The following is a 16,251-nucleotide window of genomic DNA, read 5'->3' as shown; positions in this document are numbered from 1 at the left end:
TTTCTTCATATTCAATTATTCTTACGGTATCCGCTGATTATTTTTCAGCGGATTTTTTTATATTTAATAGTTATGAAAAAAGATATACCTATTATTTTGATTTGCCTAATCCTACTTTTTATATGGAATGGTTGTAAAGAAAAAAAGATAGAACTGGGCAAAGATATCCACTTTGATAAAGAGGAAAATATTCATTATGGAAACAGCCCGGAACAGATTATGGATCTCTATATTCCCACCAAAAAATCTCAGGGTAAAAGAGATGTGTTCATCATTATTCATGGTGGAGGCTGGCGTAGTGGAAATAAATCACAGCTCACCTTCTTCACCCTTTCTCTAATGCAGAAGTTTCCTGATCATGTTTTTGTTAATATGAACTACAGACTGGTTTCAGAAACCAATTATGGTCTGCCTAATCAAATGAATGATATTAAAGAGGTTTCTGCTTTCTTAGAAAAGAAACTCAGGTACAACCCTAAATTCATATTATTAGGAAACAGTGCCGGAGGGCATTTATCCATGCTATATGCTTATAAATTTGACACAGATAAAAGGATAAAAGCAGTTGTTAATATTGTTGGCCCTGCTGACCTTTCCGATCCAGGTTTCAAAAATTATCAGGAATATTCTTTTGTAGAAAGAAGATTGGTAGATCCTCGTGTATCAGGACTTGGAATATCCAGAATAGATTTTGCCAGTCCTGTTAAATGGATAAATGAAAATTCTCCTCCTACTCTATCTTATTATGGAAATTCGGATCGTGTGATTCCTTCTACTCAAGGAAAAATCTTAGATTCAACTTTAAATAAAAATCAAGTTATCCATGAATCCTATCAATTCAATGGCGGACATCTGGATTGGGATAAACAACCCAATGATCAATTTCTTATAGATAAAATTGAAACTTTTCTTAAAAAAGCAGACAAAAAATAACACATCCTAATTTTTCAAAACGTGTTATTTTTTATCTTTTAAATTGATTTATTCAGATTTTGCAACAGCTGTTCTTTCTGAAATACCGTTGGCGTTGAAAGCTTCAATCTGGAAATAGTAAGCATCTGTTTTATCGGCTCCCGTGAAGAAATATTCATTCTTTCCGTACACCATAATGCTTCCATACAATTTATCCGCAGTCTTTCCAAAATAGATTACATAGCCATCTGCTTCAGGATTCTGCTGCCATTTCATCCAGATACTTCTTCTTTCACCATATTTTTTCGGGTCAGCTCTTAAAGGCACAAAGCCTTCTACTTTTGCTGGCTGTTTCCCTGTTCCTTTTCCAAACACTCTGAAACCGCTTAATGCAAATTTTCCGGTAGGCATTTTCAGGTTTTCCATTTTAAGGAAACGGGCTTTTGCAGGTTTTTCAAGTTCTACATAATCATGAGGAACATCTTTTGTATTCTTGCTTTTATCCACAATTACATTCCATTTCTTTCCATCATTAGATCCAAAGATTTTATACTGATGCATTTTCCCCAAAGTTTTCCCCATAAACTCTGCATCCTGATCTGCATAATTGATCTGAATGGCATTAATAGTAGAAACTTCACCAAGATCAGTCTGGAACCATTCTCCTGAATTTCCTGTTTTAGCACTCCAATAGGTCTTGATATCTTCATCCACAGCATAATTGGACTGATATCCTCCTAAAGTAGATGAAACCTGCACCGGTTTATTATAATTCAGCAACATCCATCCGGCAAAAAGACCTTTTGTAAAATCTTTTCCCTGAGCATACTGTGGAAGATAAGTTGGATAATCTCCATACGCCGTATTACAGTACATTACATCGTCTTTATCAAAACCTGCAGGCCAGATTCCCAGCCTTCTTTCAAAATTATTTTTGGTGGAAATAAAGATGGTGGAAATATGCCACCAGTTTTTATAATTGTCTTCAAAAGTAGCTCCGTGGCCTGCTCCTCTGGCAAAACCACCCGGTTTATAGGAAAATGGATTATGCTGTTGGTATTCAAAACCTTCCAAAGGATTTTTACTTACGTATACTCCATCGGAATATCCGCTGAACTCTGTTGCAGGAGCACCATATTGCATATAATATTTCCCGTTATGTTTAGTCATCCAGGCACCTTCTACAAAAGGCTGTAGAAAGACATTATCATTGTATTCCCCGAAACGTTCCCAGCCATGGTCTTCAGGCTTTAGTTTAAGAATAGGTTTTACAAAACCTTCAGACTGAAGATTTTTTACTTTCACCTCTGTTCCCAGTAATGGCCATTCGTTGCTTGAGCCCCAGTAGAGGTATAATTTATTTTTATCTTCATCATAATGGAATGCCGGATCCTACGCTCCTACTTTTAGCGTATCCACTGCAATTTTCCAGTCGTCTTTGGTTGGGTTTGTACTTTTCCAGATGGGAAAGTCCTGTTCCCATGTTGAACCATAGACATACAGAGTATCTTTCATTGCCCAGACAGCCGGAGCATTAAGATCATGGGTATATTTATTATCTCTTAAAAATTTTCTTTTTACAAATTTCCAGTCCAGCATATCATCACTGTACCAGTATCCTTCTTGGTTTGTAGAAAAAAGAAACAGTTTATTTTTAAAATTAACAATCACCGGATCCGCTGTAGCACGGTGTTTCCCTTGTTTTGAAAAAACTTCAAAAGGAGTATAACCATAATCGATATTGATGGGATTGCAGAACGTTTTCTGCTGAGCACCCACAATAATTCCGAGAAAGATTGCCAGTGACAGAAAATATTGTCTCATTTTTAGATTTTAAAGATTGAGACAAAGTTAGGTAACTTTTTTGGGTTTTCTCCAAATAAAGCCATCCAGCAGATAGTGAGTGAGCTGCGGAACGACCAATAAAGGAACAAGGAACTGAAACCAGTTTTCAGAAACCATCACATTCAGGGAAAAATGTTCATTCCATACCAGAGTTTCCCATAAAAATTCTTCCAAGAAAGCAAAGCTTAAAAGAACTCCTATGAACAAAAGGATTCCTGAAAAAGATTTAAAAATCTGCATCCAATTCATCTGATGATTTTCTTTTTGTTGTATTTCCCGGATATAAATTAATGCGATATAGGGAATTCCATGAGAAACCACATTCAAAAAAGTAAAAAGAAGATCATTGTTAAAATAGATAATCCCAAAATACCAGGAAAGGAAAGTTCCGGTAATCAATGCTGTTTTCGGAATGTTACTGTTTTTTGTTTTAAAAGCTTCAACAACAGTCTTAATAATCCAGATGATCAGAATAGCAAAATAAACCACAGTAATTAAAGGAACGTAATCCGGAAGATTTTGAAGCCAGTCAAATTCGTTGTTGACGAACCATGTGAAGACACGAGGAGTTTTAAACCAGTACAACATTGGATAAATAGTAGCGGAATAAACGGCAGCCTCATCTATTTTTTTGCTCCAGTTATTCGGTTCGAAGCGGGCGTAGATTCTCATAAAACCATATTGCTGGCGTATAAAATGAAAAACGGCTATCAAAGCTAAAACCGACCAGAATGTCAGACTCCCAAATTGAAAAAGAAGAATCCCTAAAATCCAGCTTACCGCAGGAGTTCCAAGATAAAGCAGTTTATTTTTTTGTATTTCTCCTTTTACGAAATACGTTTTGAACAGCGTAGAATATACGTGAGCAACATCCACAAAAACAATCAGAAAGAGCCATGTGTAAAAAGAGTAATGGTTTTCCAGCCCCTGAATCTGTTTCTGAAAAAGAAAAATGATCAACAGCACCAGAAAAGGAGGTGATAAAATAAACCACCAGTCTGTTTTTGCGTTATGTATCCAGGGTTGTTTCATCGTATCATTTTATATCATTTGGCCCGCTGTCCGGATTCCCTGATAAAAGGCTTCTTCAAAAATAGATATTCCGGAAAGATCGGAATGGGCAAAGAAAATTTTATCTTCAATAGGTTCTTTTGCTGTTCGCGTTTTTTCTCCAAAAATCTGGTTAGGAACCGGCGCTATCATAGCATGTCCTATTTTATGAAACTGCATTTCCAGAATAAAATCTTCTATCAGAGGGTGTGCTTTCTTCAGATCATTTAAAACTAAATCTTTCAGTTCAGCTTCTTTCATGGCATACAGCTTTTTCCTTGCTTTTCGGCAGTCTCCAGTTGAAAAACTCTTATAGTGGGTAATTACTTTTTCACCCATAATCTGGTTAAGATTCTGATGCTGATCAAAGATATACCCCAATCCGGAAGATCCGTAGATTACGTTATCCCAGGCCAACTCTTCATCTCCTCCGAATTCATTTTTCAGCGTAATCGTTGTTAAAAGCCAGGGAACATAGTGGAACGAGGATGCTCTTTTTTGATTAAAAATTCTTTCATTCACAAACTGAGGTGATGCAAAAAGTACTTTATCTGCAATGATCTTTTGGGTTTTCTTTTGTGTATTGTCAAAACTCAGTACCTCAACTTTATCATTGAGTTTCACATCAAAAACTAAGTTTTCAGGCATGTGTTTTCTCTCTGTGTATTTTGAAAAATGTTTGGCGAGTCTTGCATTTCCTTCCGGCCATGTGAATACCTGATCTTTATATTTCGTGCTCCAGTTATTTTTTCTTCCAACAAAATAATGAATGCCGGCCCATGCTGAAACATAGTCAATTCCTAAACCGAAATCGTCTCTGCAGGAATAATCCAGAAGCCAGAGAAGTTCTTCCGACTGGTAGGCATTTTCCTTAAGCCAATCTTTAAAAATGATTTTTTCAAGTTTTACAACCTCATCTTCCCTACTGGAATCATGTACAGGAATCGTAAACCAATATTTCCCCTGTGAATCTTTCTTTACACGCAGTTCATCCATCAGTTTAAAAAAGCGGCTGAGCTCTTGCTGTGTTTCGGGGGAAATACCTCTTTGAGGAACGATATCGTTTTGCCAGGAGTTTTTATAAAACAGTCTTTCCTGTTGTGGAAAAGTCATTTGGTATTCATCAAGAATGGGTTCTCCGTTTTCTTCTGTTCCCAGGCAGATTTCGCACTCTTTAAGGAACTCTATAATTTCTATGTTTTCCTTATTGGGTAATGGCAAATAATGTGCTCCTAAAGGAAATTTTGAATATGAATTCTGTCCATTGGAAGAATTTCCTCCCAGATGGTTTTCCATTTCAAGAAGAAGGTAATCCTGCTGATTATTTTGGCTAAAAAAGCGACATGCCGAAAGCCCGGAAATCCCGCCGCCAACGATGAGATATTTGGTGTGGATAACTTCTGAAAACTGTGGAAAATCTTTTGCCCATAACTTATGACCGAGAACATGATTTGTACCTGTTATCTTCAGTAATAATGACTTTACCTTCTTTCCACAATACTGGAGAAAAGGAAGCATAAGACTACCTAAAAATATAGTTTTAAGAAAATCCTTTCTACTGTACCTTCCCCCACTCTTCATCAAAATAACGAACTAATATCTGGTTGTCCAGACGGTTAACTTCTACGTCTTTCACTTTCATGTCTTTATTAAAATAGGACATCTGTGAAAAGTTGTAATCATAATATTTCAAACCAGGAAGCTTTCTGTAGGCTCTATTGTTGATGGGCTCAAATGAAGCCATAGAAAATCCCCATTCTCCAAAAGACGGAACATAGGTGTGATATGCGGCTGTGAAAGGGAAAATCTGATTGATTGTTTTTTCTATACACCAGAAAGATTTCGGAGCAAAATACGGCGAGGTGGTCTGAACCACAATTTTCGTATCAAGAGTCGTCAGTCTTTCCAGTTCTTTATAAAACTGCAGGGAATAGAGTTTTCCCAAGCTGTAATTGGATGGATCGGGAAAGTCGATGATAATGACATCAAACTTTTTTTTGTTCTCTTTAACCCAAATGTAGGCATCTTTGTTGATGACTTCCACTTTAGGATTGGAAAAAGAACTTTGGTTCAGTCTGCGCATGGTTTCATTGGTCTTGAAAAACTGAGTCATTTCACCATCCAAATCCACAAGCGTTATTTTTTTAACGTCTTTATATTTCAATACTTCTCTTGCGGCAAAACCATCTCCTCCTCCCAGAATCAGGACATTATCTACGTTTTTGGCCATAGACATCGCAGGATGTACTAACGCTTCATGATAGCGGTATTCATCGGTGGATGAAAACTGTAAGTTGTTATTTAAATATAAACGAAATTCGTGAGTATTTCTTGTTAAAACGATTCTTTGATAGGGTGAACTTTTGGTATAGACTACGTTTTCACCGTATAATTTTTCTTCAGAATAAGACAGAATTGTATCTGAAAAAAAGAAAAGTCCCAGCAGAAAAACAAAGGCAGCAATAGACTTTACTTTTAAGGAGAATGGTTTCGACAATTCTTTTTTAAGGTAGTAACATAGAAATATCGCAATAGAGATATTAATTAATCCAAAAAATAAAGGTGTTTTTACAATTCCCAACTTTGGAATCAAAACCAGAGGAAAAAGAATCGAAGCCAGTAAAGCTCCGATATAATCGAATGCAAAGACATTTGAAACTAAATCTTTAAACTGAACTCTATCTTTCAGAATATTCATCAGAAGCGGAATTTCCACTCCTACAAGACAGCCCGTGAAAAAGACAAAAAGATATAAAACACTTTCAAAGTGTGCGAGTGTATTAAACAAAATAAACAGCACTACAGAGCTGATTCCGCCCACAATTCCAACAAGGATTTCGATCTCAATGAATTTATCAATAAGATTTCCTTTGATGAATTTTGCAAGATAGGAACCTACTCCCATTGAAAAGAGGTATACCCCGATAATGAAGGAAAACTGCTTTACAGAGTCTCCTAAGAGATAGCTCGCCAGGGCTCCGGCCACCAGCTCATAAATCAATCCACATGTAGCAATGACGAATACTGAAAACAATAAAAGCAGCTCAAGAGGAATCCTCTTCTTATCCATGAATTGCTGCGCTTATAATCATTGAAATTCCGATGATAAATGCTCCGAAAACAATAGCCAGTGCTATATTTTTGTTCTGAGCGATCTCATGCCATGTCTTTTCCGGGGTAAGTTTTTCAATAATGAAATAGCATACCAGCAGAATAGCAATTCCCAAAAATGAGTAAAGAACCGAGTTTAATATGGGTAAGAAATTGATGTTGTCCATAGTTTTATATTTTTATTTGTGATAGTATCTGTAGAATCCAACTCCTCCTCTGGAGTGGCTTTTTGTAGTTCCGTCGCGGTATGTTTCTGTTTTGGCACAGTCGCACACCTGACTTCCCTGATAGGTAAGATATACAAACAGGGTCATGAAAAAACCTCCGATCACGCAGAGCATCAGGTTTTGTCTTATGTAGTTTACAATATTGGTCATCATGATGTAGAATAAGGGGTGTTTGAACTGTTCTTCCATTTCTTCACATTAAAGGAATGTTTTCCCATAAGCATCGCAACAAAGAGAATAATCATTATGAATAAAATAACTCCGAAGTTCCAGAATGAAACAGGAAGCCATGTTGCTTTGAGCTGTATATAGGTATTGTTTGAAATAGGATCTGTAGTGAGTCTTAACCCTTCAGTATTGATAAGAGAATCTATTTTTGAAGTTCCAAAGGATGCTTTCACCAGTTTACCCAATGCTGTTGTATCTTTTTCTAAAGTCTTTCCGTCTATGAAAGTGATAGGTTGTCCTTTATAGATATCGGTTACCTCTACCGTTCCTGATTTATCCCTGGAAATTAATACCCTTGAATCCGGTGACTGAAGACCGGAAAACGCGGGTAATAAAGATCCTTCTTTTTCTGCTGAAATAAGAAAGTGATATTGTCCCGAGCTTACTCCACAAAGATTAAATTCTTCAGACTGACTTCCTTCTGACCAGCTTTCCCCATCTTCGTACCCATGATATTGTTCGATATCTTTTGAAGTATAGACAATTTCGTTAGTCTTTTCATTCACAAGACTCAGCTGAACATTAGCCCAGGAATTATCAACCCCTGAAAATGCATTCACTTTTAATGGTGCCGAGCCTCCTGAAAGCGTAAAACTCTTGCTGACCATTTCTTTATCTTTTACATCAGCAAAATTGATGGTCTCTGCAAAAACCGTTTCATTAGTTCTTGAGATGTACACATACAACTGAAGCAGACATATCATTAATGCTGCTAGACAAAAGATGTTTAAAGCCTGTTTCATATCGAAATAATAAGGCTGAACGATCCCAACTCCTGTATAATAGGGCATATTAGCTATTTTAAAAGCTCTTTTAACCTCATATTTTGAAATATGTACCCCATAAAAATACTGACTTTTTTTGCTGCTCTTCTCCTGAGAGATCATTCGTGTTCCATTGACATATTCTTTGTATGTAGCAATGCTGAAATCCAGGTGTTCATCAAAAAAACCTGTTGCTGCATCGATAGTACATGGAGTGTTTTCATACCAGCGGTAAGTTCTCCCAAGATAGATGGGTAATTTAGAATCTTTACCTTTAAAATCATCAGGATGCATAGAGATCAGGAAAACCCAATGTCCATCGCTCTCACTCAGGAAAGCATCATTTCCTTTGCTGTCTTTTAAAGAATATTCCCTCCAGAAAATACTGTTTCCGTATTTTCTGACAACAATTGATACAACGGTATATTCTACACCGTCAATATTTCCTTTCTGTCCGACATCCAAGACAACGTTTTCTGTCGGTATTTTCAAATGTTTAATCTTTTTATTTCCTGCAACATCAATCAGATGAGAGCAGGTTTTACAAACATATTCCTCGATAGGAAAATTGAGATCTAATGTATTTTCTGATTCGCATGCTGGGCAGACATAGTGCATTTTTTATCTGTAAATTTTGTGTTTCTGAATGGTTTTAGCTTTAAAATACTGAACTACTTCATCTGCAATCTGCTCTACTTTTGTGGTATTATCCTGGGTATAATTACAAAGAAAAACATCAAAAGTAAGCTGTTTAAATTCCGGCCACGTGTGGATACAAAGGTGAGACTCTTTCAGGATTACCGCGGAAGTAAAACTCTCATTTTCAAAAATATGATTGGTTACTCCTACAATTTCTACATCTTTGGTTTTCAGAATATCTTCTGTAAACTCCAGAAATCCTTTGCCGTCTAATAACAAATCTTCTGACTCTGTTTCCAAAGTCAGAAGAATATGTAAACCTTTACTTGATAATGGGTTCAATTAATTTTTTCGTAAATATATTATTTTTTTGGAAGAAAAACCTCAGCAAGCATACATCTTGCACTTCCTCCACCATTTACTTCTATAGTATTCAGGTCTGAATAAATAATTTCGCAGTATTTTTCAATAGCAGCCACCTGATCTGCAGATAAAGACTGATAGGCAGTCTGGCTCATTACCAGAAATTTCTCTCCGTCTTTATTTTGAACCTGAAGCATATTTCCCGCAAACTGCTGCATTTGATCTTCTGAAATTTCGATAATTTCTTTTCCAGAACCTTTAATAGTTTCTGTTACTTTCTCTCTTTCCAGCTCATCATCAATACAGTCCAGGCAGATTACCACAAATTTATCTGCCACACACATCATGACATTGGTGTGGTAGATCGGAAGTCTTTCTGTTCCTACGGTCTGAAATGAGTGGAAAACAACCGGAGTGAATCTGAATTTCGTACAGAATTCTCTGAACAGTTTTTCATCCAGCCTCAAAGAAACGGAACCGTAAGCAATTTTATTATCGTGATCAAAAATCATGCTTCCCGTCCCCTCCAGGAAATGTCCCTGAGTTTCTGAAAAAGACCAGTCATCAATTTCAGCGACTTCAAATCCCTGATCTTTGATACTTTCAATAATATCTTCTCTTCTTTCTACTCTTCTGTTGGAAGCGAACATCGGATATAAAACTACTTTTCCGTCTTTATGAAAACTTACCCAGTTATTCGGGAAAATAGAATCCGGTGTGTGTGGATCTAAAGTATCTTTTATAGTGATCACATTGATTCCTTTTTCTCTCAGTTTTCCGACAAAGGTGTTGAACTCCGCCAAAGCTTTCGACTGGATATCAGAACCCGTTTGTTCTACCTGAAAGTAATTGTTTTTCGCTGTTTCAGCGTTATAACCGAATGCAATCGGCTCTATCATTAATACTGTATCTGTTGTTTGCATTTTTTTTGATTAAAAGATTGAAAAATTAAAAGATTGAAAGAGTAAAAACTCTCTCACTCTCAAACCCTAAAACATTCCCACTCAATTATTCTCTCACAAGCGGCATTGTAGAGCATCTCAACAAGCCTCCCATTTTAGAGATTTCTCTGTAAGGAATTTCTTCAACGGTCATTCCCCATTCGTTTCTCAAGTGATCATTCATTCTGGTGAATGCTTTGTCTGAAACTACTACATCAGGTGAAATGGAGAAAATATTCGGGAACATTTCAAACATTTCTTCATCATTGATGTGGAAACAGTTTTCTTCTCCGAAAATATCGATGATTAAACGGTAATCGCTTTCATCCACAAACCCTTTTTTATAAATGATACATTTGTCTTCTCCTACAGGATTAAATGTGCAGTCCAAATGCAGAATACCTTCAAACGGAACTTTATCGTTTTTCTTCAATTCCAGGTCAATGATTCTTTTCTTTGGAAAATATTCTTTCAGGATTTCAATGGCATACTCATTGGTTCTTGCCGTTTTATAGTTTCTGTAATCTTCACTGAAACAGGTTCCGATGAAGATAAAGTCATTCCATACGATTACGTCTCCTCCTTCAATGTGTGCTGTTTCCGGAAGGTTAATGATCTTTCTCCATGCTACTTTTTCAAAAACGCTTTTGTATGCTTCCTGCTCGTCTGCTCTGTCTGCAATCACATTGGAAATGATCATTTTATCATCAATAACAAAGGCTACATCTCTTGAAAAAACCTGATTGTAGTCTTGGATGATACTAGGGCGCAAAACTTCAACGCCATACTTTTTTAAAACCGCTTCAAAAGCGTTCATTTCATTGATAATATCCTCTTCTTTAGGATAAATGTTGTGTTCGATTGAGTAATATGACTTTGCGTCATAACTTTCCTCTAGTGTGGGAACTGCTCCCAATGAATTAGGCTGGCCTAGAACTACTGACTTCAGCCTACCCGTTTCGTTTTTAATGTTTAGTCTCATAAAGATTTATGCAATACTACAAATATAAGTAAAGGTCTCTATCTGTAAAACTTTTGGATTATTTTATACATTAAATTTGATTGCAAAAAACAACACTCTTCAACAAAATTTCCTTGTCTGTTCCGCCAACTGCAGTGAATAGTTCCAAAAACATCTACAACTTACTATTTTCCATCTACATAAGAAGCAAAAAACAGATAATTATATTATTTAATTTCCTATATTAGTGATATAATTTTCGCGAAATTATAGATCATAAAACTTAACTATTAACACCAAAAATCAAAGTCATGAACAAGAACAATCCGGTGCTGAAAAAAGCACAAAAATTAGGAAGAGATCAGCAAAAATCTGTAATGGGAGGCGCTCCTATTTCCACTGGCAGAAGATGCTGCGAATGGGATGATGCAGGAAACTGCTATATCTGGACTTGCGACAGATGCCAATGTCCATAATAAAAAAAGAAAACCTGCTTAAAAAAGCAGGTTTTCTTATCTCGTCCTGTTTTCTTCTTCTGTCTTTTGGGTTTCTTTGACCTGATATTTTGAACTGCCAATAGTATAACTGAGTGAAAATATCAATCTACTACTATCCCACCAATGGGTAAAACGGTTATCCATAATCTGTTTATGCCGGAATTCAAGCTTCTGCTCATATGAATCCAATAGATTATTAAAACCAATCTTCGTGTTCAATTTATTATCAAACCATGACTTCTGAACTGAGACATCTATGGTATATCTTGGTTTAATGAGGTAAAGGCTATTTCCAGTTTTAGATTCATAACTACCGAATAGATTGAGTGTAATTCCTTTTGGAAGGGAAAATACCTGATTCAATCTTACTTCATAATTATAAATATTCAGCGCAAAGACCTCATCAAGATAGGGCCTGAATTCATAATTATAATATCCCGTAATCTGGCTGGTGATATTCCACCATTTTGTAATCCTGATCGGAAAACTGGTCTCCAAAACAGCAAAATTACGATACGGAAGATTCGTTCCCAAATATTCCAGTACATTGGTTTCGGGATTGTAAAGAGGATAACGAGTCATCACCGCTTTTTCTTTTCCTAAAGTAAAGCTTGTGATCCAGTTTTTATGCCGATAGTTTGCTTTGATCTGACTGGTAAAGGAAGGTAATAAATAAGGATTCCCAATCCAGTAATTTAACGGACTGAAATAAAATCTGAATGGATTAAGTTGAGAGAAGACCGGTCTTGTGATTCTTCTGCTGTAGGAAAGAGAAAATTCACTGGACTTATTAAAAGTGTAACTTGCATTTAAAGAAGGCAGCCATTTCAGGTAGTTTCTGGAAACAACGGAATCCATCGTAATGGCATTGGAAATACTGTTTGTGCTTTCAAATCTTAATCCTGCATTGATTTGAAAATCCCCAATTTTCTGTTTATAAGCCAGATAGCCTGCCCATATTTTTTCTTTATAGGAGAATATATTACTTCGCGTAGGATCAAATACAAACTGATTTCCCACAGATAATGTATCATACCGGATATTATTATGGGTATCAGAATGACTGTATTTCAGACCTGCTTCAATATCAATGGTATTTATTTTTTGGGAAGCATCTATTTGCGCAGTATGAATAGTAATTTTATTAATCAGGTCAGACTTCCAATAAGACAGTAGTTTCGATGTACTCTGATCTCTATTGATAAAATCATCATTCTGTTTATTTTTTACCGAAAGATAGTTCCCTAAAAAACTCAGTTTAAATCCGTTGCTCTGGAAAGAATAATCCGTTGTTATCCCATAGTTACCCTGTGAATAATCTGTAGGATTCTCACTGGCTGTATTCAATACCAATTGAGTTTCATTTTTATTGGTTGTGTAAAGTGATCCGTTTCGGATACGGTCGTTATTCCGGAAGTTTCCTCTCAGATTAATGCCAAACCTGTTTTTATCATTCAGCCTGAAATCAGCTCCGGCTTGTAGGTTGTATACTTTTCCAAAGTCTTCCTGATAAGTCTTGGTACGCATGATATTCGTATTTGCCAAACGCTGTAAAGCATGATAACGATAGGTTGAAACTCCTTCATTATAGCCAGCCTGAACATTGTATGTTATTTTTCCGGTATGGTAAGATACATTGACTGCATTTTCCCGATAATTGAATTTATTGATGTATATATTTCCATTATAGGCAACTTTCCCGCCGAGACTGACATTCTTTTTTAGTTTAATATCAATAATTCCTTTAAATTCTGCATCATATTTTGAGGACGGATTGGTATTCACTTCTATAGATTCCACCATTTCGGGGGATAAAGACCGCAAATAAGCCTGCAACTCCTGATTACTCATCACCACAGGTTTTCCATCAATAAGAACTGCTGGAGTAATTCTTCCTCTGATAAAAATTCCGTCTTCCTGATCTACAGTAACCCCAGGAGTTTTCCTCAGGACATCGAGAAGATGAGTAGACGTTTTAAAATCATTATTTCCGGCAACAGATAGTACAAGATTGCCATCATTCAGTTTCATCATTCGTGGAGCGGATTGAATGATAACTTCTGAGATATTTGTTGTAGGAAATTTTACCTCAGCCAGAGAATCTGGAACTTTTCCATTTACCTTTTCCTGCGCTTTACCAAAAAATGATAAAAATAGCATAAGCAGCAAAAGCCATAATTTGATGATCATAAATTTTAAATTTTATGAAATCAAAAGTATCGGCTTGTGGTAGCAATACGGTTTTGAAATTGAAATTCCGCAGTACTGAATTATAAATTTGAACTCTGAAACCTAGGCTCAGTAAGGGTTTGTGACTGTTTATACAAAAGAGGTGTTGTATTTTTTATTTTCTTAAATGTGGAAAAGAAAGTAGATTTGGAATTGAATCCAACTTCATATCCTATCTCTTCAATTTTCAGATAAGAGCCATTTTCTATTTTTTCACAGGCATTATTGATTCGGTATTCATTGATGCAGGTAGCGAAACTTTTCCCCAGATTATCATTCAGCAATTGAGAAAGCTGATGTGCAGACATATTCATTCTGGAAGCCAGATCACTCAATTTTAAATTCGGATTTTTATAAAGCTCTTCTGTATCCATTAATCTTTCCAGTTTTGAAACAAAACTATCCGCCTGTTCTCCGGAAATCTTTTTATTGGAATATTTTTCTGTTTCTTTTGCCGGAAGCTTTTGGTATTTTTTATTAAATAAAATCAAAAAATTGGCATACAGTACAAACGAAAACACAAGGCTTCCTCCTGCACAATAAATTTGTAACCAGCCTGTCGAAATAAGCTGATAGCTCAAAAATATAATCACATTGCTGACCAGAATCGGAAGTACAAAATTGTTCGGACTTTTATGATTCTGTTTAAGCAAAATAAAATATTGATAGACCGTAAGAAATATAAATACAGACCAAACGGTATAGATAAAAGTAGCAAAATAGTTATCCCACGTAATGGGAAATACCAGATATAATAAACCTATAATTCCTAAAATAAGGGTTAGTATTCCAAACCAGTTCTTGCAGTTCTTCCAATCAAACTGATCCTGCTGGAAGGAAGATTTCACATAATAGTATAAAGCCGGGCCGGTAAAAAATAAGGCTGAAAGCCCTAAATGTGCAATAATTCTGGGTAAATCGGGATAAAAATAAAAGCATACAGAAGTTACGACTCTTGAGCTTAGCATTAAGAGAAGAATTCCAAGGAAAAAATCCGGAGGGTATTTCAGTTTTTTAACAGACAGCAAATAAATGCCCAGCAGAAGTCCGTTGAATGCTCCTACTGCGCTGAAGAAAAATAACATCTGTTCTCCGAAAGTCATTGGGTATTAATTTTTTACAGTAGTAAATTTAATCAAATTATTATATCCGATTTTGTAAAAAATAAAAATATCTTTCTCTTTTTAAGATTATTGTTCCAGTCTTTTAAGGATGAGCGCCCGTAAGTGCTCTTCATGATCATCACCCCATTTCCCTAATGTAGCAATAACCGGAATCAATGTCTTCCCAAATTCCGTAAGCCTGTATTCTACTTTTGGCGGTACAACGGGATAAATTTTCTTAGTGACAAGATCATGCTCTTCCAGCTCTTTTAACTGAACATTCAATACTCTGCGGGAAGCATCAGGAATTTTCCTCTGTAATTCACTTGGTCTTTGAAATCCTTCATTAATAAACCATAGCAAACGAATCTTCCATTTGCCATAGAGTACCTCAGCAATCAGATCAAGCCCGCAATTCAGATTGGGTGGGATTTTTCTTTCGTACATAAAAACAAATGTAACACAATGAGATGAGATCACAATAGGGGATTAATTTATTCCTATGTGATTCGTAAGACCGTACTTGTAAGAGCCTGTCATACTCCTGAAATTTGTACAAAAAAGAAATCATGACAGAATCATTTCATTTCAACAACGAATTATCAGGTAAGATTGCTTTAGTAACGGGAGGGACAAAAGGAACTGGAAAAGCTATTGCCGAAAGACTGCTCACTGCTGGTGCCACCGTAATTATCACTGCCAGAAATCGGCCTGAAGAGATTAATAATCAACTTCATTTTATTTCAGGAGATCTGAGTCAGGCAAAAGATACTGAAAAGCTGGTAAGAGAAGTGTTATCTGCTTTTGGAAGGCTTGATATTTTAATTAATACATTGGGAGGTTCAGAAACGCCTGGTGGTGGATTCTCTGTTTTGAGTGATAAAGACTGGGAAAATACAATTCAGACCAATTTGTTAGCGCCCGTTCGTTTAGACAGAGGATTCCTTCCACAAATGCTGGAAAGAAAAACGGGAGTAATCATTCATATAGCGTCCATTCAGGGAAGGTTGCCTTTATTTGACTCTACATTACCCTATGCCGCTGCCAAAGCAGGACTGATCAATTACAGCAAAGGTTTATCAAAAGAAGTTTCTCCAAAGGGAGTTCGTGTCCTTACCGTTTCTCCAGGTTGGATCATGACTTCATCTGCCATCCGAATGATGGAACGTATTGCTAAAAGTTCAGAAACCTCGATAGAGGAAGCAACCCAAAGTGTCATGGATGCGTTGGGTGGAATTCCCATCGGTAAACCTGCCCAGCCTGAAGATATTGCAGAGTTTGTTGGTTTTTTAGTCTCTCCACGAGCACAATATTTAACCGGAACCGAATATGTAATAGATGGCGGCACTATTCCTACTGTGTAATCATTTAAAAATAACAA

General features: G+C 36.3%; 17 protein-coding genes and 1 pseudogene. 3 read left to right on the top strand and 15 right to left on the bottom strand.

Annotated features, from left to right (window positions below; translation table 11 throughout):
* Window positions 1-72 precede the first annotated feature (72 nt).
* On the top strand, window positions 73-933 hold the full coding sequence (locus REB14_RS15220; protein WP_309522563.1) for an alpha/beta hydrolase fold domain-containing protein: 861 nt from the start codon (window positions 73-75) through the stop codon (window positions 931-933).
* Window positions 934-981: 48 nt separating this feature from the next.
* On the opposite strand, the gene REB14_RS15215 is transcribed toward REB14_RS15220, so the two are convergent.
* From REB14_RS15215 to REB14_RS15160, 12 genes and pseudogenes are all read right to left on the bottom strand, one after another.
* Window positions 982-1,695: a discoidin domain-containing protein gene (locus REB14_RS15215; RefSeq protein WP_309522579.1), complete on the bottom strand. Its 714-nt coding sequence runs from the start codon at window positions 1,693-1,695 to the stop codon at window positions 982-984.
* 108 nt (window positions 1,696-1,803) lie between these two features.
* A pseudogene (locus tag REB14_RS15210) lies at window positions 1,804-2,292 on the bottom strand (family 43 glycosylhydrolase); the annotation flags it as partial.
* A 12-nt stretch (window positions 2,293-2,304) separates the two neighbouring features.
* Window positions 2,305-2,736 carry a glycoside hydrolase family protein gene (locus tag REB14_RS15205; protein ID WP_309522562.1) on the bottom strand — a complete coding sequence of 144 codons (432 nt, stop codon included), beginning with the start codon at window positions 2,734-2,736 and terminating at the stop codon, window positions 2,305-2,307.
* 27 nt (window positions 2,737-2,763) lie between these two features.
* On the bottom strand, window positions 2,764-3,789 hold the full coding sequence (locus REB14_RS15200; protein WP_309522561.1) for a hypothetical protein: 1,026 nt from the start codon (window positions 3,787-3,789) through the stop codon (window positions 2,764-2,766).
* A gap of 9 nt (window positions 3,790-3,798) precedes the next feature.
* Window positions 3,799-5,325, bottom strand: coding sequence for an NAD(P)-binding protein (locus tag REB14_RS15195; protein ID WP_309522560.1), 1,527 nt, complete (start codon window positions 5,323-5,325; stop codon window positions 3,799-3,801).
* Window positions 5,326-5,362: 37 nt separating this feature from the next.
* Window positions 5,363-6,877, bottom strand: a complete 1,515-nt coding sequence (locus tag REB14_RS15190) for a polyamine aminopropyltransferase (protein WP_079240260.1) — start codon at window positions 6,875-6,877, stop codon at window positions 5,363-5,365.
* Window positions 6,870-7,085, bottom strand: a complete 216-nt coding sequence (locus REB14_RS15185; protein WP_045491052.1) for a DUF350 domain-containing protein — start codon at window positions 7,083-7,085, stop codon at window positions 6,870-6,872. The genes REB14_RS15190 and REB14_RS15185 overlap by 8 nt, the downstream gene beginning before the upstream one ends.
* Before the next feature lie 12 nt (window positions 7,086-7,097).
* Window positions 7,098-7,334, bottom strand: coding sequence for a hypothetical protein (locus REB14_RS15180; protein WP_228421874.1), 237 nt, complete (start codon window positions 7,332-7,334; stop codon window positions 7,098-7,100).
* Window positions 7,295-8,755: a DUF4178 domain-containing protein gene (locus tag REB14_RS15175; RefSeq protein ID WP_309522559.1), complete on the bottom strand. Its 1,461-nt coding sequence runs from the start codon at window positions 8,753-8,755 to the stop codon at window positions 7,295-7,297. The genes REB14_RS15180 and REB14_RS15175 overlap by 40 nt, the downstream gene beginning before the upstream one ends.
* A 3-nt stretch (window positions 8,756-8,758) precedes the next feature.
* On the bottom strand, window positions 8,759-9,118 hold the full coding sequence (locus REB14_RS15170) for an S-adenosylmethionine decarboxylase family protein (RefSeq protein WP_309522558.1): 360 nt from the start codon (window positions 9,116-9,118) through the stop codon (window positions 8,759-8,761).
* A gap of 20 nt (window positions 9,119-9,138) precedes the next feature.
* A complete protein-coding gene (ctlX, locus tag REB14_RS15165; RefSeq protein WP_309522557.1) occupies window positions 9,139-10,062 on the bottom strand; it encodes a citrulline utilization hydrolase CtlX in 924 nt (307 codons plus the stop codon).
* Between the two features lie 85 nt (window positions 10,063-10,147).
* Entirely contained in the window at window positions 10,148-11,062 is a 915-nt protein-coding gene (locus tag REB14_RS15160; protein WP_309522556.1) for a dimethylarginine dimethylaminohydrolase family protein, read from the bottom strand.
* Window positions 11,063-11,352: 290 nt separating this feature from the next.
* On the opposite strand from REB14_RS15160, the gene REB14_RS15155 reads away from it, so the two are divergent.
* Window positions 11,353-11,517 carry a hypothetical protein gene (locus REB14_RS15155; protein ID WP_158521335.1) on the top strand — a complete coding sequence of 55 codons (165 nt, stop codon included), beginning with the start codon at window positions 11,353-11,355 and terminating at the stop codon, window positions 11,515-11,517.
* Between the two features lie 36 nt (window positions 11,518-11,553).
* On the opposite strand, the gene REB14_RS15150 is transcribed toward REB14_RS15155, so the two are convergent.
* From REB14_RS15150 to REB14_RS15140, 3 genes are all read right to left on the bottom strand, one after another.
* Window positions 11,554-13,728, bottom strand: a complete 2,175-nt coding sequence (locus REB14_RS15150; RefSeq protein WP_309522555.1) for a TonB-dependent receptor domain-containing protein — start codon at window positions 13,726-13,728, stop codon at window positions 11,554-11,556.
* An 80-nt stretch (window positions 13,729-13,808) separates the two neighbouring features.
* Window positions 13,809-14,870: a helix-turn-helix domain-containing protein gene (locus tag REB14_RS15145; protein WP_079240254.1), complete on the bottom strand. Its 1,062-nt coding sequence runs from the start codon at window positions 14,868-14,870 to the stop codon at window positions 13,809-13,811.
* An 87-nt stretch (window positions 14,871-14,957) separates the two neighbouring features.
* Window positions 14,958-15,317 (bottom strand): winged helix-turn-helix transcriptional regulator, encoded by a 360-nt coding sequence (locus tag REB14_RS15140; protein ID WP_079240253.1) that lies wholly within the window; start codon window positions 15,315-15,317, stop codon window positions 14,958-14,960.
* Between the two features lie 122 nt (window positions 15,318-15,439).
* Here REB14_RS15140 and REB14_RS15135 point away from each other — a divergent pair, with 122 nt between their 5' ends.
* A complete protein-coding gene (locus tag REB14_RS15135; protein ID WP_079240252.1) occupies window positions 15,440-16,234 on the top strand; it encodes an SDR family oxidoreductase in 795 nt (264 codons plus the stop codon).
* The last annotated feature ends 17 nt before the right edge of the window (window positions 16,235-16,251 follow it).

It is taken from the genome of Chryseobacterium metallicongregator (assembly GCF_031324065.1).
GTDB lineage: Bacteria > Bacteroidota > Bacteroidia > Flavobacteriales > Weeksellaceae > Chryseobacterium > Chryseobacterium metallicongregator.
The sequence above is the reverse complement of the archived record's forward strand: the minus strand, read 5'-3'. Positions and strand labels throughout refer to the sequence as shown.